The 25,491-nt window shown below is 55.8% G+C and carries 21 protein-coding genes and 2 tRNA genes; 11 read left to right on the top strand and 12 right to left on the bottom strand.

From position 1 onward, the window contains the following. Window positions 1-2: 2 nt before the first annotated feature. The 4 genes from GGR95_RS03260 to lipB all read right to left on the bottom strand — a co-directional run bounded on the left by GGR95_RS03260 (window position 3) and on the right by lipB (window position 3,749). Window positions 3-485 carry a DUF2244 domain-containing protein gene (locus tag GGR95_RS03260; protein ID WP_184562674.1) on the bottom strand — a complete coding sequence of 161 codons (483 nt, stop codon included), beginning with the start codon at window positions 483-485 and terminating at the stop codon, window positions 3-5. A 55-nt stretch (window positions 486-540) separates the two neighbouring features. Beyond that, window positions 541-984 carry a hypothetical protein gene (locus GGR95_RS03265; RefSeq protein ID WP_184562676.1) on the bottom strand — a complete coding sequence of 148 codons (444 nt, stop codon included), beginning with the start codon at window positions 982-984 and terminating at the stop codon, window positions 541-543. Window positions 985-1,103: 119 nt separating this feature from the next. Beyond that, window positions 1,104-2,777: a cytochrome c oxidase subunit I gene (ctaD, locus tag GGR95_RS03270; RefSeq protein WP_184562678.1), complete on the bottom strand. Its 1,674-nt coding sequence runs from the start codon at window positions 2,775-2,777 to the stop codon at window positions 1,104-1,106. Between the two features lie 306 nt (window positions 2,778-3,083). After that, window positions 3,084-3,749, bottom strand: a complete 666-nt coding sequence (gene lipB, locus GGR95_RS03275; RefSeq protein ID WP_184562680.1) for a lipoyl(octanoyl) transferase LipB — start codon at window positions 3,747-3,749, stop codon at window positions 3,084-3,086. A gap of 147 nt (window positions 3,750-3,896) precedes the next feature. Between lipB and GGR95_RS03280 the strand changes: the two genes are divergently transcribed. Both GGR95_RS03280 and GGR95_RS03285 read left to right on the top strand, forming a co-directional pair. After that, window positions 3,897-3,982: transfer RNA gene (locus GGR95_RS03280), tRNA-Leu, on the top strand. A gap of 97 nt (window positions 3,983-4,079) precedes the next feature. After that, complete coding sequence (locus tag GGR95_RS03285) at window positions 4,080-4,367, top strand: hypothetical protein (RefSeq protein WP_184562682.1); 288 nt, start codon at window positions 4,080-4,082, stop codon at window positions 4,365-4,367. A 580-nt stretch (window positions 4,368-4,947) separates the two neighbouring features. On the opposite strand, the gene GGR95_RS03290 is transcribed toward GGR95_RS03285, so the two are convergent. After that, window positions 4,948-5,021: transfer RNA gene (locus GGR95_RS03290), tRNA-Cys, on the bottom strand. A gap of 220 nt (window positions 5,022-5,241) precedes the next feature. Here GGR95_RS03290 and GGR95_RS03295 point away from each other — a divergent pair. From GGR95_RS03295 to GGR95_RS03305, 3 genes are all read left to right on the top strand, one after another. Then, on the top strand, window positions 5,242-5,895 hold the full coding sequence (locus tag GGR95_RS03295) for a protein-L-isoaspartate O-methyltransferase family protein (RefSeq protein WP_184562684.1): 654 nt from the start codon (window positions 5,242-5,244) through the stop codon (window positions 5,893-5,895). Window positions 5,896-5,970: 75 nt separating this feature from the next. Continuing rightward, entirely contained in the window at window positions 5,971-7,410 is a 1,440-nt protein-coding gene (locus tag GGR95_RS03300; RefSeq protein WP_184562686.1) for a TolC family outer membrane protein, read from the top strand. A 176-nt stretch (window positions 7,411-7,586) separates the two neighbouring features. Further along, window positions 7,587-8,645, top strand: a complete 1,059-nt coding sequence (locus GGR95_RS03305) for a hypothetical protein (RefSeq protein WP_184562812.1) — start codon at window positions 7,587-7,589, stop codon at window positions 8,643-8,645. 3 nt (window positions 8,646-8,648) lie between these two features. On the opposite strand, the gene GGR95_RS03310 is transcribed toward GGR95_RS03305, so the two are convergent. After that, window positions 8,649-10,109 (bottom strand): cobyric acid synthase, encoded by a 1,461-nt coding sequence (locus GGR95_RS03310; RefSeq protein ID WP_184562688.1) that lies wholly within the window; start codon window positions 10,107-10,109, stop codon window positions 8,649-8,651. A 130-nt stretch (window positions 10,110-10,239) separates the two neighbouring features. Beyond that, entirely contained in the window at window positions 10,240-10,560 is a 321-nt protein-coding gene (locus GGR95_RS03315; protein ID WP_008228933.1) for a DUF6280 family protein, read from the bottom strand. Window positions 10,561-10,779: 219 nt separating this feature from the next. On the opposite strand from GGR95_RS03315, the gene efp reads away from it, so the two are divergent. Next, on the top strand, window positions 10,780-11,343 hold the full coding sequence (efp, locus tag GGR95_RS03320; RefSeq protein ID WP_184562690.1) for an elongation factor P: 564 nt from the start codon (window positions 10,780-10,782) through the stop codon (window positions 11,341-11,343). A gap of 57 nt (window positions 11,344-11,400) precedes the next feature. Here the strand turns inward: efp and ygfZ are convergent, their stop codons facing one another. After that, window positions 11,401-12,144 (bottom strand): CAF17-like 4Fe-4S cluster assembly/insertion protein YgfZ, encoded by a 744-nt coding sequence (gene ygfZ, locus GGR95_RS03325; protein ID WP_184562692.1) that lies wholly within the window; start codon window positions 12,142-12,144, stop codon window positions 11,401-11,403. 76 nt (window positions 12,145-12,220) lie between these two features. Between ygfZ and GGR95_RS03330 the strand changes: the two genes are divergently transcribed. Further along, the gene (locus GGR95_RS03330) at window positions 12,221-12,904 is read left to right on the top strand and encodes a TIGR04283 family arsenosugar biosynthesis glycosyltransferase (protein ID WP_184562694.1); all 684 of its coding nucleotides are present in this window, start codon (window positions 12,221-12,223) and stop codon (window positions 12,902-12,904) included. A gap of 58 nt (window positions 12,905-12,962) precedes the next feature. On the opposite strand, the gene GGR95_RS03335 is transcribed toward GGR95_RS03330, so the two are convergent. After that, on the bottom strand, window positions 12,963-14,822 hold the full coding sequence (locus GGR95_RS03335) for an ABC transporter ATP-binding protein (RefSeq protein WP_184562696.1): 1,860 nt from the start codon (window positions 14,820-14,822) through the stop codon (window positions 12,963-12,965). 159 nt (window positions 14,823-14,981) lie between these two features. On the opposite strand from GGR95_RS03335, the gene GGR95_RS03340 reads away from it, so the two are divergent. Beyond that, window positions 14,982-16,190, top strand: a complete 1,209-nt coding sequence (locus GGR95_RS03340) for a pyridoxal-phosphate-dependent aminotransferase family protein (protein WP_184562698.1) — start codon at window positions 14,982-14,984, stop codon at window positions 16,188-16,190. Window positions 16,191-16,204: 14 nt separating this feature from the next. Here the strand turns inward: GGR95_RS03340 and GGR95_RS03345 are convergent, their stop codons facing one another. After that, a complete protein-coding gene (locus tag GGR95_RS03345; RefSeq protein WP_184562700.1) occupies window positions 16,205-17,308 on the bottom strand; it encodes a pyridoxal phosphate-dependent aminotransferase in 1,104 nt (367 codons plus the stop codon). 223 nt (window positions 17,309-17,531) lie between these two features. Between GGR95_RS03345 and GGR95_RS03350 the strand changes: the two genes are divergently transcribed. Continuing rightward, window positions 17,532-18,320 carry a crotonase/enoyl-CoA hydratase family protein gene (locus tag GGR95_RS03350; protein WP_184562702.1) on the top strand — a complete coding sequence of 263 codons (789 nt, stop codon included), beginning with the start codon at window positions 17,532-17,534 and terminating at the stop codon, window positions 18,318-18,320. A 67-nt stretch (window positions 18,321-18,387) separates the two neighbouring features. Here the strand turns inward: GGR95_RS03350 and GGR95_RS03355 are convergent, their stop codons facing one another. Beyond that, window positions 18,388-21,576 (bottom strand): valine--tRNA ligase, encoded by a 3,189-nt coding sequence (locus GGR95_RS03355; RefSeq protein WP_184562704.1) that lies wholly within the window; start codon window positions 21,574-21,576, stop codon window positions 18,388-18,390. A gap of 177 nt (window positions 21,577-21,753) precedes the next feature. Here GGR95_RS03355 and GGR95_RS03360 point away from each other — a divergent pair, with 177 nt between their 5' ends. Together GGR95_RS03360 and GGR95_RS03365 are read left to right on the top strand one after the other, a co-directional pair. Further along, entirely contained in the window at window positions 21,754-24,051 is a 2,298-nt protein-coding gene (locus GGR95_RS03360) for a xanthine dehydrogenase family protein molybdopterin-binding subunit (protein ID WP_184562706.1), read from the top strand. 70 nt (window positions 24,052-24,121) lie between these two features. Beyond that, window positions 24,122-25,111, top strand: coding sequence for a DUF2235 domain-containing protein (locus GGR95_RS03365; RefSeq protein ID WP_184562708.1), 990 nt, complete (start codon window positions 24,122-24,124; stop codon window positions 25,109-25,111). 45 nt (window positions 25,112-25,156) lie between these two features. On the opposite strand, the gene GGR95_RS03370 is transcribed toward GGR95_RS03365, so the two are convergent. Then, the coding region (locus GGR95_RS03370) for a DDE-type integrase/transposase/recombinase (RefSeq protein WP_184562710.1) at window positions 25,157-25,491 on the bottom strand (335 nt) is incomplete at its 5' end.

Genomic DNA, 25,491 nt, shown 5'->3' on the forward strand with positions numbered 1-25,491 from the left:
GATCAGCGTTTTAACGCCCGCTGTAGATCATCAAAGAGCGTGATGCGCTCTTCTTCACTCAAAAATGAACCGATCTCAACTTCGCGGCCTTGGCCGCGGAGGGTGACGTAATGAGGGATGGGGCCATCGCGATCATATTTGGTGGCTTGAACCCAGTACCGGTTGCAGACCCATTCCTGCACATCGCCTTTTGGGTTGAACCGTGTGAGCCTTGCTTCGGCTTCTCCCAAGAAAAGCTCCTCGGATATTTGACGGGCGCGGTAGTTAAACTGCAAAGCCGCATAAAGGGCCCAGACAGCCGCCAAAGTGAAAGGCAATAGAACCCAGAGTAAGGGCGAGCCGAGGAGTGGGAGGACAGGGATCGAGATTAGGGTAAATGTCGCCAGCACAAAAGCCGCCATCCCCCGCGGCGGCAGAGAGTTATGCGCCCAAAGGCGCATGGTTTGCGGTGTGCTTTGGGGCGGGGATGTCCATTCATAAGGCATAGGGTGAATTTATCCAAACCGCGCGGTCATTCAATGCGACATTCTGGGACGGGCGCTATTTTTGATCATGGGCCTGTTTAAGAATGAATGCGGCCCGAACTGCCAGCGTGGTGACCAGAACCAATGCGCAGAATTCGGTCAAGAGCTGCGGAAAGCTTGTCGACGTTTCCAAAAGGGCGGCTGCAACGACAAGTGACAAGGTTTCAATCAACACGACATCCACTTGGGAATCGGGCAGGGGGCAGAGCTGTTCTATCACCCAATAGGCAGGGGTGAGTAGTGCAAGCCCCGCAATCGCATAGCCCAATGGTGAAAGAGCTGTTGAATAAGATGTGTCTGTGCTGCCAAGAATCAGGTTTGGGCTTTGAGTGGCGAGAGTGACTGTCACGGCACATAACCCAAACAGTAGTAGGGTCAGATGGGCCGCTGGGCTGACCTGCAACTGCCTTGCGATCAACTGTGGTACTGGCAGTGCCAGACACATCAACACTATCAACATGGGGAATCCTTTGCGCAGCAGTATGTGAGGGTCTTACGCGAGCAGCCCTGCCGATGCATCAACGAAAAAGGGCCCCAACCGCCGTTGGAGCCCTTTGTAGGTTTTACAGTATCACGCCTTTAGTGGCTGTGCTGTTTGTCCCAGTCTTCGCGTTTTGGAAGCTGTTCGAACGTATGCTCTGGTGGTGGGCAAGGAAGTGTCCATTCCAGTGTATCCGCGAATTCGTTCCATGGGTTGTTGACCGTGACGCGTGCGCCGCGTGTTAATGTCCAAGCCATCACACCAAAGAAGAAGATGAACGAACCGAAGGACAAGAACGCGCCCATGCTCGACCACCAGTTCCAATATGCAAATGCATCAGGATAGTCGATGTAACGACGTGGCATGCCCTGACGACCCAAGAAGTGTTGTGGGAAGAAGGTCAGGTTTGCACCGATAAACATGGTCCAGAAGTGAACTTTGCCCGCCAATTCAGGGTACATACGGCCCGTGAATTTTGGCAGGTAAAAGTAGATACCTGCAAAGATAGCAAAGATCGCGCCCAAGGACATTACGTAGTGGAAGTGCGCAACCACATAGTAGGTGTCATGGTAATAACGGTCTACTGCGGCTTGGGACAACACGATGCCTGTAACGCCACCAACGGTGAACAGGAACAAGAAACCGAATGCCCAAAGCATAGGTGTTTTAAACTCAACCGAGCCGCCCCACATTGTGGCGATCCAGCTGAACACTTTAACACCTGTCGGCACCGCAATAACCATGGTGGCTAACATAAAGTAAGCCTGTTGGTTCAGCGACATACCCACTGTGTACATGTGGTGTGCCCAAACGACAAAGCCCAATACACCGATTGCGATGATCGCCCAAACCATTGGCAGGTAGCCAAAGATCGGTTTGCGCGAGAATGTCGCGATCACGTGAGAGATGATGCCAAAGCCGGGCATAATGATGATGTAAACTTCGGGGTGACCAAAGAACCACAGGATGTGTTGATACAGAATTGGATCACCACCGCCAGCAGGGTCAAAGAAGGTAAAGCCGAAGTTACGGTCCATCAGCAGCATGGTGATTGCACCTGCCAGAACAGGCAAAGACAAAAGGATCAGCCAGCTTGTGACAAAGATCGACCATGCGAACAGCGGCACTTTGAACAAAGTCATGCCAGGGGCGCGCATGTTCAAGAAGGTTGTGATCATGTTGATCGCGCCGAGGATCGAAGAGGCACCAGAAACGTGAACCGCGAAAATCGCGAAGTCCATCGACATGCCGCCTTCTTTTACCGACAGCGGCGGATACAGAACCCAGCCAACACCGGAACCGGCCTGACCGTTACCGCCTGGCAGCAAGACAGAGCAAACAGCCAATGTTGTGCCAGCTACATAGAGCCAGAACGACAGGTTGTTCATCCGGGGGAAAGCCATGTCAGGCGCGCCGATTTGCAGGGGCATCAAATAGTTGCCGAAACCGCCAAAGAGGGCAGGAATAACAACAAAGAACATCATCAAGATACCGTGACCGGTAATCAAAACGTTCCAGAGGTGTCCGTTTGGCGTACAGGTTGCGGTGGAATCAGCGATTAAGCGCGCGCCTTCCATACACATGTATTGAACACCGGGGTTCATCAGCTCAAGACGCATATAGATCGTAAAGCCGACCGATATGAACCCGACAAAAGCGGAGACGATCAGGTATAGAATACCGATGTCTTTGTGGTTTGTGGACATAAACCAACGCGTAAAGAACCCGCGTTCGTCTTCGTGATCATGCCCGTGAATGGCTGCGTCTGCCATGCGGCGCCTCCTCAGCTATTATTAAAATGCACATACGTCTTTTAGGAAAACGCGGTGCGGACCTAGCACTGCTTCTAAAAGCAAGTGGTCGGTAGGGCAATGGGCGCATTGGTCGCCGCGAGAAGTATTTTCAACCCTGTGCCGCTGAAATTTGTTCATTTTTACGTTAGATGGCTTTGCATTGTGCACTCTGATAAATTTGGAGGTTCGTTGTTGCATGTTAGGGTTGCTATAAGGGGGAAGTGTGAGTTTTTGGTGAACTCGGGACTCATTTGTAGTGCGAATCGAAATGCGCCATGGCGCGGCTCAGATAGGCTCTGGCGCTTCGCCAAAGGTGTCTTGAAAGGACTGGCGCAGCGCCAGATCAAGGTCTTCCATCATCACGGGCAAGCCTAAATCGACCAAGCTGGTGACGCCGTGCTGTGAAATCCCGCAGGGCACAATCCCAGTAAAATGGTTTAAGTCAGGCTCAACATTTATTGAAATGCCATGGTAGCTGACCCATTTGCGCAAGCGGATGCCAATGGCGGCAATTTTATCTTCGGCGGGTTGGCCTGTGATGGTTTGCGGTTTGTCGGGGCGGGTGACCCAGACACCGACACGGCCATCACGCAATTCACCCGTGATGTTGAATTGGGCCAATGTGGCAATGACCCAAGCCTCAAGCTCTTGCACAAAACGTCGCACATCGCGGCCACGCGCGCCAACGTCCAGCATGACATAAGCCACACGTTGCCCCGGGCCATGATAAGTATACTGACCACCGCGTTTGGTTGCAAAAACGTCAAAGCGATCTGGGTCGGTGAGGTCTTGCGCCTTGGCGGATGTGCCCGCAGTATATAACGGCGGGTGCTCAACCAGCCAGATGCACTCATTCGCTGATCCATCAAGAATCGCCGCGACACGTGCTTCCATCCAGTTTTCGGCATCCCGAAATCCGGTGAGGCCAGGGGAGGTGATCCATTCAATCATGTGGCGTATCTACTGTGAGGCTCTGCGTGAGGGAAGGGGGATTGGGTGTATGGAAGTCATTCAATTTGGAAGCCTGACGTTTTCTTGCAATTTGCCTCTTGAGCTATGCTGCAACCCACGCTATTGCAATCGGACCATCCATGACGTGCGGTCGTGGCGGAATGGTAGACGCGCAGCGTTGAGGTCGCTGTGGGGTAACACCCGTGAGAGTTCGAGTCTCTCCGACCGCACCACAACTTCTGTTGTACGACTATATTTAATTAGCTAACAAGCGCTTGCGTTGTTGTTCAGGACACTTTCTGGGACACAAACGAGACACTGCCAGTGACGATGACGATGAGACTCAAGTATATCGACGAGCTAAGCGGAGGCCGTAAAAGATTCCGCAGACGGTGGGCCAAGGATGTAGCCGAGGTTAGAGGCGAAACATTCTTCCAGGAGCCGCTCAAAGCCCTGACAGATGCTAATCTGGTGGCTGAACACACAGCACTTCTGAAGGAATTTGATGCCGCTGTAGCGGCCCACAGGCACACTTTTGAAGAGTGTGAGCAAGCATCTCCAAGAGTTCTCTGGCATGAAGCCCAGAAAGAAGCTGAAAAGCTGCTTGAAGGGTCCTAGGGGGGAGGAGTGGTCAGACAAGTATTGGCTGCAAGTTGCGCTCCTAGCGCCACTTTCCGCGTGAAGCGCGAAAGTGCTGGCCTCAATGCTGTGTTGTGACTTGGTTCCCAACGCAAGCCTATCGCCCTTGGAGACGTAAGTGCGGGAGAGGGCGATAGGCGGGATGTATTTACACTCTCTTGATAGTATATCCTTTTAAGTGATTAACCGACGCCAAACACTGCTGTGAAGCAGTCATCCCGACAAACGAGCGCGGTACAAACCGCTGATCTTATCGCGGCGCTTCTCAAGCGGTGCGAAATGTCAGGGAGCAGATTGGTGCGCTGGACTTCGACATTCACAGTTGGCGCTATAATGCGGCGTGTGAGCTGTTGGAGGCAGGGTGCAGTGACGATCTTATCGCCGCTGTGACAGGTCAAAGCCCCGCGATAGTTTTGCACTACACAAAGAAGGTTCGGCAGAAGATGCGGGCCATTCAGGCACAGCAAAAAAGAACAGAACAAAAAACGGAATGTTTAGACGTTTGTTTAGACTTTCATCTGGGCTGGATCGATCGATCTACTAAGTCATTGAAAGTAAATGGAGGCGAGTAGGAGAATCGAACTCCTGTACACGGATTTGCAATCCGCTGCGTAACCACTCCGCCAACTCGCCTAAGGTTTTTGTGTATTAGAGTCTCTATGATAAAGCTGCAAGGGGGTAACGTCACGATAGATTGGCCGAAATGTATTTTTTAGCCGTATTCGTGATTTGTTCTGGCATAATCAGCCATATGGCGCAGGCCGAACATTCCCGTTGGAAGTGGCGTTGCTGCTTGCTTGGGATTGTGGCACATTGGGGGCTAACAGGATTCTGCAAAGATGAGTTTTCCCCCATGACCGATTTTTCAAAAAGACGTACGATGATGGTCGATACGCAAGTGCGCCCTTCTGATGTTACAAAATTCCCCATCATTGAAGCGATGTTGACTGTCGCCCGCGAGGACTTCGTGCCTGTGGCCAAGCGCGAAGCTGCATATGTTGGTGAAAACCTTGATCTGGGGCAGGGACGCATGTTGCTTGAGCCGCGTACGTTGGCCAAAATGCTGGACGCATTGGCGATTGGCGGGGATGAACTGGTGTTGGATGTGGCTTGTGGCCTTGGGTATTCAACAGCGGTGATTGCGCGCATGGCTCAGGCGGTTGTTGCTGTTGAGCAAGACGCGGATATGGCGCGTGAAGCGCAGGATGCGCTGATGGCGGCGGGCGCTGACAATGCGGTGGTGCAAGAAGCGGTGCTGTCTGAGGGCGCACCACAGCATGGCCCTTACGACGTTATTGTACTGCAAGGCGGCGTTGTAGATATCCCAACGGCTTTGACAGACCAGCTGAAAGAAGGCGGTCGAATCGCTGCGTTGTTTATGGATGGTGCATTGGGCGAAGTACGTTTGGGATACAAACGTGCAGGTAAGGTTAGTTGGCGTTTAGGGTTTAATGCGACAGCTCCTGTGCTGCCGGGTTTTGGCAAAGAGACTGTATTCTCACTGTGATTGCCAGTTTTGGCATAAATAGACATGACGGAAGCCGGATCGGTTAGATCTGTTTCCGAAACGGAGGCCTAAGCAATGGCGTTTAAGAATTTGAATTCGGCGGCCAAACGGGCTGTTCGGGGCGGCATGTTTGTTGCTGTAATGTTTGCGGTCGGGGGGCTGGGCGCACCTGCTGCCCGGGCCGAGACTTTGGCTGACGCATTGGTCAGCGCATATAAACATTCAGGACTTCTGGAACAAAATCGTGCTCTTCTTAGGGTTGCGGATGAAGATGTCGCTGCGGCGGGCGCTGCGTTGGAACCTGTTTTGCGCTGGACCGCCAGCATCACCCAGAGCCTCGGGCGCGGGCAATCATCTTTGGCATTCGGCGCGGTAAGCTCGGACAGTTTGGTTGCCAGCGGTTCATTGATCGCGGAGCTTTTGCTCTATGATGGCGGGGCGACAAGTCTGGGTATCGAAGTTGCCAAAGAGACCGTTCTTGCCACGCGTCAGCAGTTGGTCGGGATTGAGCAGCTGGTATTGTTGCGCGGTGTTCAGGCTTACATGGGCGTTATTGAAGCGGGTGAATTTGTCCAGCTACGTCAGAATAACACGCGGGTGCTCACCCAAGAGTTGAGCGCGGCGCAGAACCGTTTTGAAGTCGGTGAAGTGACCCGCACCGATGTGGCGCTGGCACAGGCACAATTGGCCGAGGCGCGTAGCGGGCTGGCGACGGCTCAAGGCAACCTGTCAATTGCAATCGAAGAATATCGCAACGTCATCGGGCGCAAACCCGGACGGCTTTCACCTCCGCCAAAGCTGCCGACACTTGATAGCAATATCGACACAGCAAAAGGGTTGGCCGTGCGGTCGCATCCCGACATGCGCGCCGTACAGCACAAAGTGACAGCGACGGAATTGGCCATCAAACGTGCAGAAGCAGCCAAGCGCCCTCGGGTGGGGGTGCAAGGCGCACTGACGCTGAGCGATAACCTCGACAGCAGTAATTTTAGTACAGGTGCCAGCGTCGGCATCAATGCGACGGGCACATTGTATCAAGGTGGCGCGCGGTCTTCTGCAGTACGCGCAGCGCAGGCGCGCCGTGATGCTGAGCGTGGAAACCTACATGTCGTGCGTAATAATATTCAGCAGAACGTAGGGAACGCCTATGCTCGGCTAAGTTCAGCACGGGCTTCTATTGCCGCATCCGAGCAGCAAATCCGTGCCGCACGTATCGCATTCCGGGGTGTTCGCGAAGAGGCGACACTGGGCGCACGGACCACGTTGGACGTGCTGGATGCAGAGCAGGCGCAACTGGATGCCGAAGCTGCGCGCATATCTGCTCAGACGCAACTTTATAATGCGGCCTATGGCGTCTTGGCCGCCACGGGTCGGTTAACGGCGCAGGGCTTGCGGTTGCCTGTGCAACAGTATGACGTGAACGAATACTACAATTTGGTTAAAGACAGCCCGACAGCCCAATCCAAGCAGGGGGCCCAATTGGATCGCGTGCTAAAGGGATTGCAGCGGGACTGAATTCGGCCCTGACTGAGTAATAAACGGGTCGCTTCGTCTGGGCGGCCCGTTTTCTATTGGGAATGTTGTGCCATCATGAGGGTAACAGTCAAATTTTATCATTTTAAACGATTTTCGCCCCATTGTGAGAATCTGATCTACGCGTTACTTTGACCTCGATTAGAGAGTGGTGAAAAATGTCCAAAGTTGTCACAAATGAAGAGGTTGAAGATGTGTTGTCTTCGATCCGTCGGCTCGTATCCGAAGGGAAGCGCCCCCTTGCCGGTGTCGTCAGTCAGCCACAAGAGCCTGTCGCCATGCAAGTCTCGGCGCCCGAACCTGCTGCTGAACTTACCACTTCACAGGACGTACCCGAAGCAGCAGATGTAGCAGCTGCTGTGGACGAACCACCGTCGAGCCGCTTGGTGCTGACACCCGCTTTGCGCGTTGTCGACGTTCCAGACCAGAGTGCAGCCAGTGATGAAGGCCCTTTGGATCTTGGTTCTGTTGGCACAAAAATCACCACTGATACTGATGTAGCAGGGGACACGCCTGCATCTCACACTCTTGATGACAATCTTGCCGAGGTTTCGCGGGTAAAGGTCAATCCAAACCTGCACGGCGCGATGCCCTATAGCGATGCCACGCCAGAGGTCTCCCAGCAGGGGGTGGATAGCGGCGATGACGGCGACTGGGCCGACGAAATCGCGATAGATGACCTGCCGCAGAGCGAAGCACCGCCTACAATCGTGCTAGATGCAAAAGCAGTACCTGATTTGAATTTGGGCGTTGCCGAGCAGGACGCGAACTTTCTGACAGCGGATGTACCGCTGACGGCTAAAATCGCCGCATTGGGCGCCGCAATGGGCAAGTCGACCGAGAATTGGGAGCCCGATGGTGACGAAGCCAACGAGTTGGCAGCTGAAAAAACGCCGACGATGGCGTGGGAAGAGGATGCCGAATTCGATGCAAAAGGCACACCTTTGCAATCCCCGCCAGTTGAGACAGTTGCTGACCATGATGAGACCTTTGCTGACCATTATGAGGACGCGCATGAACCGTTAGAGCAAGCGGCCTCAAAACCCGGCTTGGGCAGCGATGATCAGTTGCTGGACGAAGACGCATTGCGCGAATTGGTAAGTGAAATTGTTCGCGAAGAGCTTCAGGGTGCTTTGGGGGAACGTATCACGCGCAATGTGCGCAAACTGGTTCGCCGTGAAATCCACCGCGCGTTGACCGCGCAGGAAATGGAATAAACCCTATCTGACCTCGGCGGCCGCAGCGAGTAGCGCGTCGAGGTCAAAGTAGCTTTCTATATGGGCGGCAAGGGCATCGAGGGTTTCCTCTACCTGATCCTCAAACAGGACAGATGAAGGGGCGCCCAGTGCCGCCAGATAGGCGCTACGAAACATATCTGACGCAAAAATTCCATGTAAATAGCAGCCTAACACACGGCCATTGCGGCTGGCAGCGCCATCATCGTCTGCGCCAAAACGTAGCCAGGGATGTGCGCAATCTGGACCAGTGGTTTTCCCCATGTGAATTTCATATCCGCTCAATTCGGCACCGCTCTCTAGATGGGTACCTAGGCGAAGAGATAGGTTTTTGACTGGTTCTAGGATCGTATGCACATCCAGATGGCCCAATCCGTCCACTGTGCCTGCTGGCCCCTCAATCCCTTCGGGGTCGCTGATGGTTTTTCCCAGCATCTGATAGCCACCGCATAGCCCCATCACATGCCCGCCCCGCCGGATATGCGCGGCAATATCAATGTCCCAACCCGCAGATTTTAGCTCGGCCAGATCACTGATGGTGGATTTGCTACCCACCAAGAGCACCAGATCAGCATCAGCGGGAAGGGGGGTGCCCTGTGTGATCATCCGCAAATCAACGGATGGCTCTGCCAGCAGCGGGTCAAGGTCGTCGAAATTGGCAATACGTGGCAGTTGCGGCACCGCGATGACCAGCCCAGAGCCACCTGATCGGGCGCGGGCAGGCAGGTCCATGACATCTTCGGCGGGCAGGCGGGCCGCAGGGGTGAACCAAGGCAAGACACCCAGACTGGGCCAGCCGGTGCGCGCCGCGATATCATCACGTCCGCTATCAAAGAGGCTGCGATCGCCCCGAAACTTGTTCACGCAGAACCCTTTGATCATTGCATTGTCATCAGCATCCAAAACCGCCTGAGTGCCCACAATTTGTGCAATGACCCCGCCGCGGTCAATATCGCCCATCAAAATCACAGGCACATTGGCTGCACGGGCAAAACCCATGTTGGCAATATCGCCAGCGCGCAAGTTCGTCTCGGCAGGGGAGCCGGCACCTTCGATCACAATCAGATCACATTGCGTTGCCAACCTGTGAAAGCTCTCGAGGACGCGGGGCATTAGCGTATCTTTGTTGCGGCCAAAGGCGCGGGCTTCTTGGGTGCCCACAACTTGCCCCTGAACGATCACTTGTGCGCCTGTAGATGTCTGGGGTTTGAGCAAAACGGGATTCATATCTGTGTGGGGCGGCACGCCACTTGCCCGTGCCTGTAGTGCCTGAGCGCGCCCGATCTCGCCGCCATCAGACGTCACCGCAGCATTGTTGGACATGTTTTGCGGTTTGAAAGGGCGGACATTCAGGCCACGTGCGCGGCAAGCGCGTAAAATGCCTGCTACGATCATGGATTTGCCGACATTACTGCCTGTGCCCTGAATCATGATCGCTTTTGCCATTGTCTGCACCCTACCTATAGTTTGGCGAAAATTGACGCAAATCACAGAGGAGGGGAAGGGGCGATTACATATAAAAAAACGCAGCCCGAAAGCTGCGTCTTTTTTAAGTAGTGGTAAGCAGTCGTCGCGATTAAGCGGCTTCTGCCTGTTGTGCAGCATTGCGGCGTTCTGATTCTTCGCGCGACAGGGCAACGGAAGTCCGTACACCTTTGCCAACGAAATCCATTAGGCCAGTCACAACACGTTCGTTCGGGTCGATACCAGCACAGCTAAGTACTTCACGGCCATCGCGCGAACGCGCCCAGCGAGCGATTTGCTCTGGACCGTTGCCGTATTTTTTATCATCTGCGATTGCATCATCAAGTGCAGCCAATACTACGGCTGCAAATAGTTTCCGGGCACGGTTACCTTGTTCGTTATTAAAGGCTGTGCCATCAACGAAATCTTTCAACTCGTCGTCCTTCCATTATTCTTGCTCTTGTCATTTACGGCGTTTGACCCTTCTGACAGATGTAGAGCGATTCGGATACCCTGTTAATGCATATCCGACATGCGTAATTTGCATATCTTTTTCGGGATATGGCACCAAACAGGCTGCCTTGTGTGTGGTTCGTCCACAATATATAGGACGGGGCAACATATCATCAACCTTTTGCCAGAGTTTTGCCACATGCCCAAAATCAACGGAAACGAGATTCGCCCCGGAAACGTACTTGAACATAATGGCGGTCTATGGGCCGCTGTTAAGGTTGATCACGTAAAACCGGGTAAAGGTGGTGCATTTGCGCAAGTCGAATTGAAGAACCTGCGCAACGGTTCCAAGCTCAACGAACGCTTTCGCAGCGCGGATAAGGTTGAACGTGTGCGTCTAGAGCAAAAAGACCAACAATTCCTTTATGAAGATTCGGGTATGTTGGTTCTGATGGACACAGATACATATGAGCAGGTCCAGCTTGCTGCGGATTTGCTGGGTGATCGCCGCCCGTTTTTGCAAGATGGCATGATGATTGTGGTCGAATACCACGAAGACGAAGCGATCAACGCTGCTTTGCCGCAAAAAGTGACCTGCAAAATTGTCGAGACCGAGCCGGTTGTCAAAGGCCAGACCGCAGCCAACTCTTTCAAGCCTGCAATTTTGGACAACGGTATCAAGGTTTCTGTGCCGCCCTTCGTTGGGCAGGGTGAAGATATCATCGTGAATACCGAAACATTCGAGTACGTAGAACGCGCCTAATCAAACATATCTACCTTCAGAACAGTAAACGCAGCCCTTCGGGGCTGCGTTTTGCATTTAATCGAGGCGTGTGACGGTTGTGCCTTCTGCATCCATCGGGGCCGTGGCACGGTCAAAGCGTAGATAAGCCAACGCCTCATCCCCTGAGCGGGTGAGTAGGGTGCCTGCGGCTTTGCCATCCGCAATGATCGGCGTTCCTGTTCCAGCTGCCCCCGACAGGCGGACCTTGGCCAACCCTTTGCGCAATTCGGTCTTGTGCTTCATGCGTGCAGTTACTTCCTGACCCACATAACACCCCTTGCGAAAATCAACGCCGTGCAAACGCTCAAATCCCATTTCGAGGATGAAGGTATCTGGGGTCAATTCAACACCGGTTTGAGGGATCATATGCGCCACATAGATCGCGGGCCAATCTGTCGTATCTTCGGGTTGCTCGGTATCGCGGTAAGCCCGCCAGCCTAATGCCTCATGCCGCGGGTCGGGCAGGGCATCTGCAGGGGGCGTATCTATGCCACGGTGCAAATGGAGGTCTGTAGCAGCGATCTGCACATCGGCACGCAGCTTGTACATGCTCAGGCGCTGCAAAAGCATGTCTGCCTGCGTTGCTTCAGCATCCAGCAGGATGTCATCGCCCTCGGCGAACAGGAAGAAATCGGCCATGTATTTGCCCTGTGGTGACAGTAGAGCTGAGTAAACCAGCCCATCGTCAATGCCGTCGATGTTATTGGTCACCAACCCTTGCAAGAAGGAGCGAACGTCTGCACCGCTGAGGCGCAGGATACGGCGGGAAGATGCGGTCATCGGGGTATCCTTTTGATGTTGAGCTACATATAACAATTCAGGCTCCGTTTTACAGGGGCATGTTGAAGGAGCCATGATGCGGGCGCAAATTTCAGTGATTGTTCCCACCCTCAACACAGAGGCGACGCTGGCCAGTTGCTTTGGCGCGCTGATGGAAGGGCTGGACGCCGGATTGATCCGCGAGTTGATCGTGAGTGACGGTGGGTCAGAGGATGCAAGCGGTGCCGTTGCTCAGGCGTGGGGTGCGCAGGTTGTGCATGGCCCTGCCTCACGCGGGGGGCAGTTGCAACGTGGTGTGGCGGCGGCGCAGGGTGAATGGCTGTTGATCCTGCACGCCGATACGGTGCTGAGCAAAGGCTGGACCGATGCGATACGTAGAAAAATCTTGGATAAAGAGACCGCGAGCTGGTTCAGTCTCGCGTTTGATCAGGGTGGTGGCGCTGCAAGGCTGGTCGCGGGTTGGGCCAATCTGCGCAGCCGCATGGGCCTGCCGTACGGTGACCAAGGGCTGTTGATACACCGCGATCTCTATACGGCTGTCGGCGGCTATCTTGACCAGCCTTTGATGGAAGACGTCGCTATTGCGCGCGCGTTGCGCGGACGGTTGACGCGGATAGATGCGCAAGCGGTCACCTCGGCGGATAAATATCGCCAACAAGGATGGCTGCGGCGCGGGGGGCGCAACCTGTGGACACTGGTGCGCTATGTGGCAGGTACATCCCCCGAACGGCTGGCACAGGCTTACCGCCGAGAGACGTAATTCGCTGGGCGCAATGGCCCTCTCCCTGTGATGTCTGTGACCTCAGACGGAGAGGCGTTTAATTTCCAAAGAAATGCTGGCCGATGCGTTGCAGTATGTTTGGCTGCCTTTCGGGTTCGGGCGCATCATGCCGACCTATGGTATTGGTCGTACGGTCCGATACTGTTTTGCCGTCACGGAACTGTAAACGGTACAGGTCAGCATAGATGCCACCCCGCTCTAGCAACTCCTCGTGGGTGCCCTGATCTACGGCGCGGCCACGGTCCATCACGATGATTTTATCCGCATTCCGAATGGTGCTCAGGCGGTGTGCGATCACTAAAGTGGTACGCCCCTGCGAAAGCCGGTCCAGCGCGTCTTGCACAACTTGTTCGGATTGCGCATCCAGCGCGCTGGTGGCTTCGTCCAACAACAGTACTGGCGTGTTGCGCAGCAAGGCGCGGGCAATGACGACACGTTGGCGTTGACCACCCGATAGCGCAGAACCACGCGGCCCCACATGGGTATCAAGCCCTTTTTCCAACTGTGGCAGAAAATCTGAGACAAAGGCAGCATCAAGCACGTTCTTCAGTTGCTCATCGGTGACATCCGTGCGGCCCAGAACGATATTTTCGCGTAGGGTTTCATCAAAAAGAAGGGCTTCTTGGCTGACCACTGAAAACAATGTCCGCAAGTCGGGAATCGCCATTTCCGTCGTGGCAACGCCGCCAATGCGCACATCTCCGCTGTTTGGGTCCAGAAGGCGGGTCAGCAGGTTAAAGATTGTCGATTTACCCGCGCCAGATGCGCCAACCAATGCTGTGGTTTTACCTGCCTCTGCCGTGAGCGAAAGATCATGCAGCACTTGCGTTTCCCCAAAGGACAGCGACACGTCTTGCAATGTGATATCGGCGCCAGAAGTAGGCGCTGGAATGGGCGTATCGGGGCTCTTGAGGTGCAAGGGTGCATCCATCAATTCTTTGAGGCGCTCTAGCGCGGAAGCGGCGACTTGCCATTGACCGCTGATCGCACCCAACCTGCGCAGCGGGCTAAAGGCAAAACCCATCGCAGTGAAAAAGGTCATGAATTCACCGATGGTCTTGTCACCGTCCATAATTTCGGAGCCGCCGTACAGGATCACGGCCATAAATCCGACACCCGAGATAATATCGATCATCGCCGGAATGGCAGAGCTGCCAAAAGCGGTGCGCACTTGGGTGGTGACAAAAAGATCTGTGATGTCGCGGTACTGACGGGATTGATATTCCTCAAGCGCGTTCAGTTTGACCTGCACAATGCCATGAAACACTTCGTCCAGACGGGTGGATAGGGTGGCCCCCAAATCGCGTGCTTCGCGTGCGCGCCTGCGGACAAAACGTTGCGCAAAGGCGGCTGGTAGCACCATGATCGGAATACCGATGCAGGCCAGTAGCGCCCAGACAGGATCAATGGAAATGGTCACACCCAGCAGAACCAACAGCCCGATAAAATCGCGTCCAGCGCCCGTGATGACCGCACGCCAAACATCGCCAATGGCGTTCACATCCGATTGCACGCGCTGCACCAGAAACCCCGGGGGGTGCGATTGGTGAAATGCACCATCTTGCTGCATCATACGTGCCAGCAGATCGATCCGCATATCCGCAGCCGAGCGTTGGGAAATACCAGTCAGCAGAACCTTTTGCGCAACGCCAGAGACCGCACGTAGCAAAAATATTCCCATCAGGACAAACCCGACGATCAGCAACCACGCCTTGTCGCCGCCAACAAACACACGGTCAAACATCGGCTCCATCAGCTTGGCCATGGCGCCCAAGGTTGACCCCTCAATGGTCATGAAAAGCAATGCGAGCAATAGTTTACCGATGTGGCGGCGTAAATAATCGCGCCATAGCCAACGCAACAGTTCGCCCGAGGTGTAGGTTTGTTCGGTACTCATCAATCTGTCGGCCTTTATTTTGAGCGTCTGCACGTTCGGGGGACCATAATGCGCACAAGGGGGCGGGGCAAGCGGCGCAAAGATTGACGAGCAGATTGCGGGGAGTATGGTGCAGCGAAAGCGGCATGCCGTATCTGTTTGAGAGATAGGAATATAGAAATGACGAACAGCCCAAATCTGTCCCATGGACGTGGATACCTTGCTATTCCTGGTCCATCAGTGATGCCAGAGGCAGTTTTGCAGGCAATGCACCGCGCTGCTCCGAATATTTACGGTGGTGAATTGGTAGAGGCGATGCCCGGCATTATCGCCGATCTTAAACGTGTGGCCCGTACAAAACACTACGCAACAATCTATATCGGCAACGGGCATGCTGCATGGGAAGCGGCGCTGAGCAATGTGGTCGCCCCCGGCGACCGCGTTCTGGTGCCTGCGACGGGCCGGTTCGGCCATGGCTGGGGGGATGTTGCCACAGGTCTGGGGGCCGAGGCACAGGTGATTGATTTTGGTAAATCCTCTCCCATTGATCTGGATAGGGTCGCCGAAGCGCTGGCGCAGGACAAAGATCACGAAATCAAAGCAGTGCTGGCTGTGCATGTGGACACGTCTGGATCAGTTCTAAGCGATATCAAAGGTTTGCGTGCTGTCATGGATGCGGCGGGGCACCCTGCATTGTTGATGGTCGATTGCATTGCCTCGCTGGGCTGTGACCAGTTCGAGATGGACGCATGGGGTGTCGATGTCATGGTGACAGGGTGTCAAAAGGGCCTGATGGTGCCTCCGGGGTGTTCATTTGTGTTCTTTAATGACCGTGCACAAGCGGTGCGTGATGCCATGCCGCGTGTCAGCCGCTATTGGGACTGGAACCAGCGCAGCACCGCAACAGAGTTCTGGCAATATTTCAACGGAACAGGCCCGACGCATCACTTGTTCGGGTTACAGGTTGCTTTGGGCATGATCCACGACGAGGGATTGGAAAACGTTTGGGCACGCCACGGCGTTCTGGCGCGTGCGGTCTGGGCCGCCTGTGATGCATGGTCAACCGAGGGCGATTTGCGCCTGAACATCACCAACCCTGCACACCGTAGCACGGCGGTGACGGCGTTGCGTCTGGGGGGCAGTGACGGTACGCGCTTGCGCAATTGGGTCGAGAGCGAATTGGGCCTGACGCTGGGGATCGGCCTTGGCATGGCAGAGCCGAACGATCCTGCGCGGGACGCGTTTTTCCGATTGGGTCACATGGGGCATGTGAACGGTCAGATGATTATGGGCCTGCTCGGCGGGATGCAGGCGGGCATGTCCAGCCTTGGCATCACCCATGGGCGGGGCGCATTGGATGCAGCAGCAGAGGTGATCGCGGGCCACTAAAGCCGCCCGCAGTCTCAGCCTTGCTTGGCGTCCGCTAGGGCTTTGGGCAGGGCGGTCGCCAGCGCCTGCAACATCGCTGGCGTGCCGCAACTGATGCGGATGCAGCGGTTCTGCGGGGCGACAAAGGGCATGCGCACAAAGATGCCTTGGGCAATCAACCCGTCCAGCACAGCTTTGGCAAAATCCCCGTCGCGGCCACAATCAATTGTGACAAAATTAGTCGCGGAAGGCAGCGGGGTTAGCCCGTTGTCTTGGGCGATCTGCGCGATCTGGTCACGTGCCTGAGTGATCTGCTGTTGGACTTGCGCCAGATAGGGTTGGTCGTTTAGCGCGGCCAAGGCGCCCGCTTGTGCGGCGCGGTTCATGCCGAAATGGTTGCGTACTTTGTGGAAGGCTTGGATCAGGTCAGGGTGGCCGATGGCATAGCCGACACGTGCACCCGCCAGCCCGTAGGCTTTGGAAAAAGTACGCATGCGGATCAAGCGCGGATCATCTGCGGGCAGGGGCACTGCGGTGCCCTCAGGGGCGCATTCGACATAGGCTTCATCAAGGATCAGCAGCGTTGTGGCGGGTAAGTCATCCATCGCCTTTACGATGTCTTCCCCTTTGTGATGGCTTCCCATTGGGTTGTCGGGATTGGCCAGATAAACCAGTTTGGCATCCACTTCGGCGGCTTTGGCAAGCAGGCTTTGCGGGTCCTCGTGATCCTCAACGTAAGGCACCGCATGGAGTGTCCCGCCAAACCCCGCTACGTGGTAGTTGAACGTAGGATAGGCCCCCGCCGAAGTCACAACCGCGTCCTGCGGCCCGACCATCAACCGCACAATATAGCTGAGTAACCCGTCGATGCCTTCGCCGACCATGATGTGATCAGGGGTGCAGCCATGATGCGCGGCAAGGGCTGTGCGCAGATCATGGCTTTCGGGATCGCCGTACATCCATTGCGGCGCCTCGGCCATGGCGCGGATGGCTTGTGGAGAGGGGCCAAAGACGTTTTCATTTGCCCCCAACCGCGCCTCAAACGCAGAGCCGCGCGCGCGTTCTTGGGTTTCGGGGCCTACAAATGGCACTGTGGCAGGCAAGGACTGGGCGAGCGGGGTGAGGCGTATATGTGTCATGCGGCCAGTTAATGCAGGGGCGATGGGCAGAGCAAGGCCTGTGTGATCGCAAAGCCGGATATTTGGCCGCCGAGAGGCGGCAAGCACTGACGCTGCTTGTAAGGCGTGGGTTTGTCAGCGCAGAAAAGGGCGCGGTACTGTAAATTTAATTGCCGCTACGTTTTGCTGGAACGAACGGCCCACATCTGCTTGGCTGGCGATATTGTTTATCGGAGGAAAACCCATGTCACGCGTCTCAGTTACCTATGAAAATCACATCGCCCATGTGCGCCTGACCCGCGCAGATAAAATGAATGCCGTGGATCAGGATATGATCACAGCGATTATTGCTGCGGGTAATGAGGTTGCGGCGTCGGATGCGCGGGCTGTCATTGTGTCGGGCGAGGGCAAAGCCTTTTGCGCGGGGATTGATATTTCCGGGCTGTCAGGGATGATTGGAAAAGACCCTGCAGAATTGCTGATGCCACGCACCCATGGCGAGGGCACCACCAACCAATGGCAAGAGGTTGCTATGGTCTGGGCGCGTATGGATATTCCTGTAATCGCTGCCGTGCATGGCGTGTGCTTTGGCGCTGGCATCCAATTGGCGCTGGGGGCAGATATTCGCATTGCTTCGCCTGATGCGCAGTTTGCCGTGATGGAGATGAAATGGGGGATCGTGCCAGATATGGGCGGCATGGTTTTGTTGCCTAAACTGGTGCGGTCAGATGTGCTGCGGCGTTTGACCTATACGGCAGAGCCAATCAGCGCGGAGCAGGCCGAGCGCTGGGGGCTGGTGACGGAGTTGGCGGATGATCCATTGGCGGCGGCGCAGGAACTGGCCGAGACCATTGCAGGCAAAAGCCCGTCTGCCATTCGGGCGGCCAAACGCTTGATCGGGATTGCCGAGACTGCTGATGCTGCGGCTGTGCTGGACGCTGAATCGCGTTTGCAGGTGGATTTGATCGGCAAGCCGCATCAGATGGAAGTGATTGCTGCGTCTTTTGAAAAACGGGCAGCCGTTTTTAAGTAAGCTATTACAGTGAGTTATGAAAGGCCGCCAAAGGCTCGTGCCTTGGCGGTCTTTTTCTTAAGCGCGTTTAGCCAATCTCGGCGAGGCGGTTCATCGCGGCTTGCAACTGGTCTGCCTCTTCTTGGCGTGCTGCAAGGTTTTCTTGGGCTTCGGCGACCACTTCTTCGGGCGCGGAGGCGGCGAATTTGGGGTTGTTGAGACGCCCTTTCAGACCGCCGATCTCCTTGGCCAATTTGTCCAGAGATTTTTGCAAACGGGCCTTCTCGGCGTCAAGGTCAATCAACCCTTCGAGGGGCAGGCCAAAGGTGGCGCCCGGTGCGCCAATTGCAACGGTGCCTTTGGGGAATTCATCCTTTTTATCAAGGCTTTCCACGCGGGCAAGGCGTTTGATCATCGCTTCGTTATTGTCCCATGCCGCCTGTGCTGCTGCGTCCATTTCGGTGACGATCATGGGCACTTTCAGGCCCGCTGGAACGTGCATTTGGGCGCGGGCGGAGCGGATGTTTTCGATGAGGGAAATCACCCAGTTCATCTCGCGATCCGCGTCTGCATCGAGCAGGGCTTCGGTGGTGTAGGTGGGCCAATCTGCGTGCACCAATTGCTTGGGGCGTTGGGCGGTGTTGCCCCAGAGTTCTTCGGTCACAAAAGGCATGATGGGGTGGAGCAGGATCAGGCATTGATCCAGCACCCAAGCCATTGTTTCGCGTGTCTCTTTTGCCAATGCGCCTTTGCCTTCGTCGTCTTGGAACAGGGGTTTGGACAGCTCTACATACCAGTCACAGACCTTGCCCCAGACAAAGGCGTAAAGCGCGTTTGCGGCGTCGTTAAAGCGGTAGGTATCTAGGGCTGCGTCGACCTCTTCGCGGACGCGGGCGGTTTCGCCGATGATCCATTTATTGAGGGTCGCGGTGGGTGTCACAGGCGGTACACCGTCTGTGCACCGTGCGTACACCGCTGTGCCGTCAAACACGCCGTTCATTTCGGCGAATTTATGGGCGTTCCAGACCTTGGTGCCAAAGTTACGGTAACCCGCGATGCGCTGTTCTTCCATCTTGAGCGCACCCCCAAGCGAGGCCATGGCCGCGTTGGTGAAGCGCAGGGCATCCGCGCCGTATTGGTCGATGATTTCCAGCGGGTCGATGACGTTGCCCACGGATTTCGACATCTTCTTGCCCTTCGCATCGCGCACGAGGCCGTGGAGATAGACGGTGTCGAAAGGCTTTTGACCTGTGGTGTCGAGCTGCATCATCATCATGCGGGCGACCCAGAAGAACAGGATGTCCTGACCTGTGATCAGATCGGAGGTGGGGAAGTATTTTTGCAAGGCTTCGTTTTGCGCGTCAACGTCAGCATCGCCCGTCCACCCGAGCGTGCCGATGGGCCAGAGGCCAGAGGAGAACCATGTGTCTAGGACGTCGGGGTCGCGCCAAACGGGATAGACGATTTCTGTCGGGTCTTGGCTGAACGAGTATTTGCCAAGGCTTTCCGCGAGCATGTGCATAGCTTCGGCACGTGAGTCGGCCTCGACGATGCGGGCATGGTTTAGCGGGGTAGGCAGGCCAGCGGTGACATCTTTGAAACCAGTGGTGATGCTGTCAAAATCGGCACCGCATTGCAGTTGGTCGGTGCCTTCTGTCAGTGATTGTTCCCGCAGCAGGCGGGTGATTTCAACAAGATCGAGCGCGCCATCGCCTTCGTCATCCACGAAGTCAGAGGTTTGCAGATCTAGGCCGTACCATACCGGAATCTGGTGACCCCACCAAAGCTGGCGCGAGATGCACCATGGCTCGATGTTGTCGAGCCAGTTATAATAGACCTTCTCGCCGCTCTCGGGGATGATTTTCACGTCGCCGCCGCGCACGGCGTCGAGGGCGGGGCCTACGATTTTGTCGGTGTCTACGAACCATTGGTCGGTCAGCATCGGCTCGATCACCACCTTCGAGCGGTCGCCGAAGGGCTGCATGATGGGTTTGGATTCGACGTAAGGGACCGTCTCGGTCACTTCCGATTTGTTGCCGTCTTCGTCTTTGACCGTGCGGGTCGCTTCATGCATCACGGCGAGGCCCTCGGCGGTGATGTCAGCGATGACTTTTTCACGGGCGTCAAAACGGTCAAGACCGCGATACTCATCTGGCACAAGGTTCATCGCGGCGATCATTGCCTCGTCGAAGTCCTGTTCGCCATTGGCGATTTTCTGGGCAATCGCGGCTTCTTCGGCGTAGGGTTTGCCATCGGCGCGCAGGGCGGCTTTGGTGTCCATCAGCGAATACATCGGGATGTTGTTGCGTTTGGCGACTTGGTAGTCGTTAAAGTCATGCGCGCCTGTGATTTTCACCGCACCGGAGCCGAAATCTTTGTCGGGGTATTCATCGGTGATGATCGGGATCAGGCGGCGGAATTCTTTGGGGCCAACGGGAATTTCGCAAAGTTTTCCGATGATTGGGGTATAGCGTTCATCTGAAGGATGCACTGCAACTGCGCCGTCACCCAGCATGGTTTCGGGGCGGGTTGTGGCGATAGAGATGTAATCGCGGGTCTCGCGCAGGGTGACGTTGCCGTCTTCGTCTTTCTCGACATATTCATAGGTCGCACCGCCTGCGAGCGGGTATTTGAAGTGCCACATATGGCCCGGCTGTTCGATGTTTTCGACTTCGAGATCAGAGATCGCTGTCTCAAACCGTGGGTCCCAATTGACCAGACGTTTGCCGCGATAGATTTTGCCATCGTTGTACATTTGCACAAAGACTTTGATCACGGCGTCGTGGAAGTTGGGCGAGTTTTCGTGGCCCACGCGGGTGTCATAAGGCGCGCCTGACATGGTGAAAGCGTTGCGCGACCAATCGCACGACGAGCCAAGGCGTTTAAGCTGGCCCACGATGGTGTCGGCGGTGGATTCTTTGTATTCCCACGCGTGCTTCAGGAACTCTTCACGCGTCAGATCGGTGCGTTTTATACCGCTCTCGGCCAGTTTGTTTTCCACGGCCAATTGCAGGGCGATGCCTGCGTGGTCTTGGCCCGGTTGCCAGAGCGTATCAAAGCCACGCATACGGTGCCAGCGGGTCAGGATATCTTGCAACGTGTTGTTGAACGCATGGCCCACGTGCAGCGAGCCGTTGACGTTGGGCGGCGGGATCATGACGCTATAGGTTTCAGAGCGCGATGCGTTTGCGCCTGCTTTGAATGCGCCAGCCTGTTCCCAAGCGGCGTAGAGGCGTGCTTCCGCCTCGTTTGAATCGAAGTTCTTTTCCAGTGCCATGATCATTGGTTCCGTTTTTAGGTTTGCGCCTGATGTAGCGGAGGATGGGGCAGAGGGGAAGGGTAGGCCGTACATGCGGGGGAATTGATGCGGGTATCGCATTAAGTTCACTGGACAAGGCCTGTGGGTGGGTTAAGTTTCGTTGGAGCGATTTTGCAGGCTATAGGGAACAAGCACATGGAAAAATTCGGCAAAAGCCAACCGGTTAAGCGGGTTGAGGATGTGCGGTTTCTGACAGGTCAGGGGCGATATGTGGATGATATCGTGCCTGAAGGGGCGTTGCAGACCTTTGTGTTCCGTTCGTCCAATGCGCATGGGGTGATCACAGAGCTGGACGTGAGCGATGCCGCCGAGGCGGATGGTGTGCATCTGGTGTTCACCTGCGCGGATATGGAAGCGGCGGGTGTGGATATTGCGCTGAACGGGGCGACGGTGAAAAACCGAGATGGCAGCAGTGGCGCCGCGCCGTTGCGGCCCATGCTGGCCAAAGACAAGGTGCGTTATGTCGGCGAGCCTGTGGCGGTGGTGATCGCCGATACCTATGAGCAGGCGCGTGACGCGGCCGAGATGATCATGTTTGACGTGGATGAATTACCTGCCAGCATGGCGATGTCGCGCGGTGGCGAGGCTTTGCATGTTGAGGCGGCGGATAACTGTGCCTTTGATTGGGGCATGGGCGATGAGGCCGCGACCGAGGCGGCGTTTAAGGCAGCCGCAAAGACTGTGGCGCTGGAGGTGGGCGATAACCGTATCATCGTGAATTCATTGGAACCGCGTGGGTGCTTTGCGGAATGGGATGGCACGCGGTTGCATCTGGCCAATAACGGGCAGGGTGTTTGGGTGCATAAGGATAACTTGGTTAAATCCTTTGGTCTGGAGGCGGAAAACGTGCGGGTGACGAACCCTGATACGGGCGGCGCCTTTGGCATGAAGTCGATGACCTATCCCGAGCATTTTCTGGTGAGCCATGCGGCACGGGTGTTGGGCAAGCCGGTGCATTGGATGTCTGACCGCACCGAAGCGATGCTGAGCGATAATGGCGGACGTGATCTGACCAGTTTGGCCGAGTTGGCCTTTGACGAGAATAACAAGATCACGGCCTACCGCGTGCAGAGCAAGTGTAATTTGGGGGCGTATAACAGCCAGTTCGGGCAATTTATTCAATCGCAATTGTTCAGCCGTGTGTTGATGGGCGTTTATGATGTGCAGACCACGTGGTTGCAGGTGGAAGGCTATTATACCAACACGGTGCAGGTGGATGCCTACCGTGGTGCAGGGCGGCCCGAGGCGATTTATGTGCTGGAGCGGGTGATGGACCGAGCGGCGCGGGAGTTGGGTGTTGATCCGCTGGAGTTGCGCCGGATCAATTTCATCAAGCCTGATCAGTTTCCCTATGCCGCCGCCACGGGTGAAACCTATGACGTGGGTGATTTCAACAAAGTCCTGACACGGGGTGAGGCAGAGGCGGATGTGGCTGGATTTGCGGCGCGCAAAGCGGCGGATGCTGCGCGTGGTATGCTGCGCGGGCAGGGCGTTTGCTATTACGTCGAGAGTATTCTAGGCGACCCGAGCGAAGGCGCGAAAGTGAATTTCCGCGAGGATGGCATGGTGGAAATCCTTGTGGGTACGCAATCGGGCGGACAAGGGCATGAGACGGTTTATGCCAAGTTTTTGAGTGACCAGACGGGTATTCCTGCCGAAAAAATCATCGTGATCCAAGGCGATAGTGATCTGATTGCGCAGGGCGGCGGCACGGGGGGATCGCGCTCGGTGACCACGCAGAGCACGGCGACACTGGCCACGGTGAGTAAAATCAAAGAAGAATTCTCCGCTTTCCTTGCAGAAGAGATGGGCGTGCCTGCCTCCGAGATCAGCTTTGACGATGAGCGATTCCGCGCAGATGGTTCAAACCTGACGCCGAGCATGTTGGAAGTGGCGGATATGGCGCGTGAAAAGGGCCGTGATGATCTGCTGACCCATCACGAGCGGGCAACGCTGGATGGGCGCAGTTTCCCGAACGGGGCGCATTTCTGTGAGGTTGTGATTGACCCCGAAACAGGGATTGTCACCACCGATCGCTACACCGTGGTGGATGATTTCGGCAATCTGATCAACCCGTTGCTGGCCGAGGGCCAAGTGCATGGCGGCGTGGTGCAAGGCATCGGGCAGGCCATTCAGGAACGCGTTGTCTATGATGAAGACGGTCAATTGCTTACAGCATCGTTTATGGATTACGCCATGCCGCGTGCTATGGATGTGCCTTACATTTCCTTTACCAGTGAGCCTGTACCCTCAACAGCGAATCTGATGGGCATGAAGGGCTGCGGCGAGGCGGGCACCGTTGGGGCGCTGGCGGCGGTTTCTAATGCGGTGCAGGATGCGCTGTGGGAAAGCGGCGTACGTCAGGCGGATATGCCGTTCACACCGCATAAAGTATGGGAGTTGCTACAGGGTGAAACCATCGCCGCGCAATGAAGGCAAACCATCGTTTCTGAGGCGGCTTTTTAGCCGCCTTTGGACAAGGCCGGACACAGATATCAGCCCGATGCGCGGGCCTGTGGTGCATTTGATCATTCTGGATGGCACGATGTCGACGCTGCGGCAGGGCGAGGAAACCAATGCAGGGCTGACCTATAATCTGGCCCGTGAAATGGGGCGGGCTGTTTCGATTTATTATGAACCCGGATTGCAGTGGGACGACTGGCGTTCCGTGCGTGATGTGGCCACGGGGCGCGGGATCAATCGGCAGATCAGGCGGGCCTATGGCTATCTGGCATCGCGCTACCGTGCGGGGGATCAGATATATCTGATGGGCTATTCGCGGGGGGCTTATGCGGTGCGATCCTTGGCAGGGATCATTGACCGCGTTGGCCTGCTGCGCCGCGATCAGGCGACAGAACGCAATGTGCGGCAGGCCTACCGCCTTTATGAAAGCAGAACAGGCGGACCAGAGGCCGAGGCATTTCGCGCGGCTTATTGCAGGGCTGAAGTGCCGATTGAGATGATTGGCGTTTGGGACACAGTGAAGTCACTCGGTATTAACGCGCCGATCATCTGGCGGTTAAGTGCAGCACGCCATGAGTATCACGATCATGATCTAGGCGCTGGGATCAAGCGGGGTTGCCATGCCTTGGCCCGCGACGAGCGGCGCGTGGTCTATAGCCCTGTGATGTGGAAAAGCGATCCTGCGCGACCCGAGCAAATCAAACAGGTCTGGTTTCGCGGCAGTCACGGCGATGTGGGCGGTCAGTTGGGCGGTCGCAACTTTGCACGCCCTTTGTCGAATATATCGTTGGTGTGGATGCTGGGGCAGGCGGCAGAAATGGGATTGCCTTTGCCACAGGACTGGCGGGACCGTTTTGAACAGGATGTCACCGCGCCCTCTATCGGCACTTGGGCGGGCTGGGGGAAGCTGTTTTTGCTCAGACGCAGGCGGGTGATCGGGACGGACCCGTCAGAGAGCCTGCACCCGAGTATTGCGCCCCAGCAAGAGGGGGAGGGTGAACAGATGGTCTCTGCTGTGGCGGCTGTTTGAAGCGACATGGACCTGTCACGCTTTAGTGCCGCCCCAAGTGCTCGTTTAAGCCACCTTTCGTTCGAAGGCGACAGGGCTTTTCCAGCCCAGTGCTGAGTGGCGGCGTCGTGGATTGTAGAACCCGTTGATGTATTCGAAGACCGCCATCTCAGCCTGCCTGCGGGTGTCCCATGTGTCTCGCCAGATTAGCTCTGCTTTGATCGTTTTGAAGAACGTCTCAACCGCCGCATTATCATAGCAATTTCCTTTGCCGCTCATTGACGCCTTGAACCCGTGGTGGCGCAAGATCTTTTGATACTCATGGGAACAATATTGGCTGCCACGATCAGTGTGATGGATACAGCCTTTTGGTGGCGCTCGGAATGCAATGGCCATATTCA

It is taken from the genome of Sulfitobacter undariae, from assembly GCF_014196805.1.
In the GTDB taxonomy this organism is placed as follows: Bacteria; Pseudomonadota; Alphaproteobacteria; order Rhodobacterales; family Rhodobacteraceae; genus Sulfitobacter; species Sulfitobacter undariae.

What these genes read in the sequence shown, in the direction of transcription:
- GGR95_RS03260 (WP_184562674.1), bottom strand. Translation starts at nt 485, where the DNA reads ATGCCTTATGAATGGACATCCCCGCCCCAAAGCACACCGCAAACCATG.
- GGR95_RS03310 (WP_184562688.1), bottom strand. Translation starts at nt 10,109, where the DNA reads ATGGCAAAAGCGATCATGATTCAGGGCACAGGCAGTAATGTCGGCAAA.
- GGR95_RS03330 (WP_184562694.1), top strand. Translation starts at nt 12,221, where the DNA reads ATGCGGGCGCAAATTTCAGTGATTGTTCCCACCCTCAACACAGAGGCG.
- GGR95_RS03340 (WP_184562698.1), top strand. Translation starts at nt 14,982, where the DNA reads ATGACGAACAGCCCAAATCTGTCCCATGGACGTGGATACCTTGCTATT.
- GGR95_RS03355 (WP_184562704.1), bottom strand. Translation starts at nt 21,576, where the DNA reads ATGGCACTGGAAAAGAACTTCGATTCAAACGAGGCGGAAGCACGCCTC.
- ygfZ (WP_184562692.1), bottom strand. Translation starts at nt 12,144, where the DNA reads ATGACCGCATCTTCCCGCCGTATCCTGCGCCTCAGCGGTGCAGACGTT.
- GGR95_RS03305 (WP_184562812.1), top strand. Translation starts at nt 7,587, where the DNA reads ATGTCCAAAGTTGTCACAAATGAAGAGGTTGAAGATGTGTTGTCTTCG.
- GGR95_RS03360 (WP_184562706.1), top strand. Translation starts at nt 21,754, where the DNA reads ATGGAAAAATTCGGCAAAAGCCAACCGGTTAAGCGGGTTGAGGATGTG.
- GGR95_RS03265 (WP_184562676.1), bottom strand. Translation starts at nt 984, where the DNA reads ATGTTGATAGTGTTGATGTGTCTGGCACTGCCAGTACCACAGTTGATC.
- GGR95_RS03285 (WP_184562682.1), top strand. Translation starts at nt 4,080, where the DNA reads ATGACGATGAGACTCAAGTATATCGACGAGCTAAGCGGAGGCCGTAAA.
- GGR95_RS03300 (WP_184562686.1), top strand. Translation starts at nt 5,971, where the DNA reads ATGGCGTTTAAGAATTTGAATTCGGCGGCCAAACGGGCTGTTCGGGGC.
- GGR95_RS03345 (WP_184562700.1), bottom strand. Translation starts at nt 17,308, where the DNA reads ATGACACATATACGCCTCACCCCGCTCGCCCAGTCCTTGCCTGCCACA.
- efp (WP_184562690.1), top strand. Translation starts at nt 10,780, where the DNA reads ATGCCCAAAATCAACGGAAACGAGATTCGCCCCGGAAACGTACTTGAA.
- ctaD (WP_184562678.1), bottom strand. Translation starts at nt 2,777, where the DNA reads ATGGCAGACGCAGCCATTCACGGGCATGATCACGAAGACGAACGCGGG.
- GGR95_RS03335 (WP_184562696.1), bottom strand. Translation starts at nt 14,822, where the DNA reads ATGAGTACCGAACAAACCTACACCTCGGGCGAACTGTTGCGTTGGCTA.
- GGR95_RS03365 (WP_184562708.1), top strand. Translation starts at nt 24,122, where the DNA reads ATGCGCGGGCCTGTGGTGCATTTGATCATTCTGGATGGCACGATGTCG.
- lipB (WP_184562680.1), bottom strand. Translation starts at nt 3,749, where the DNA reads ATGATTGAATGGATCACCTCCCCTGGCCTCACCGGATTTCGGGATGCC.
- GGR95_RS03295 (WP_184562684.1), top strand. Translation starts at nt 5,242, where the DNA reads ATGACCGATTTTTCAAAAAGACGTACGATGATGGTCGATACGCAAGTG.
- GGR95_RS03350 (WP_184562702.1), top strand. Translation starts at nt 17,532, where the DNA reads ATGTCACGCGTCTCAGTTACCTATGAAAATCACATCGCCCATGTGCGC.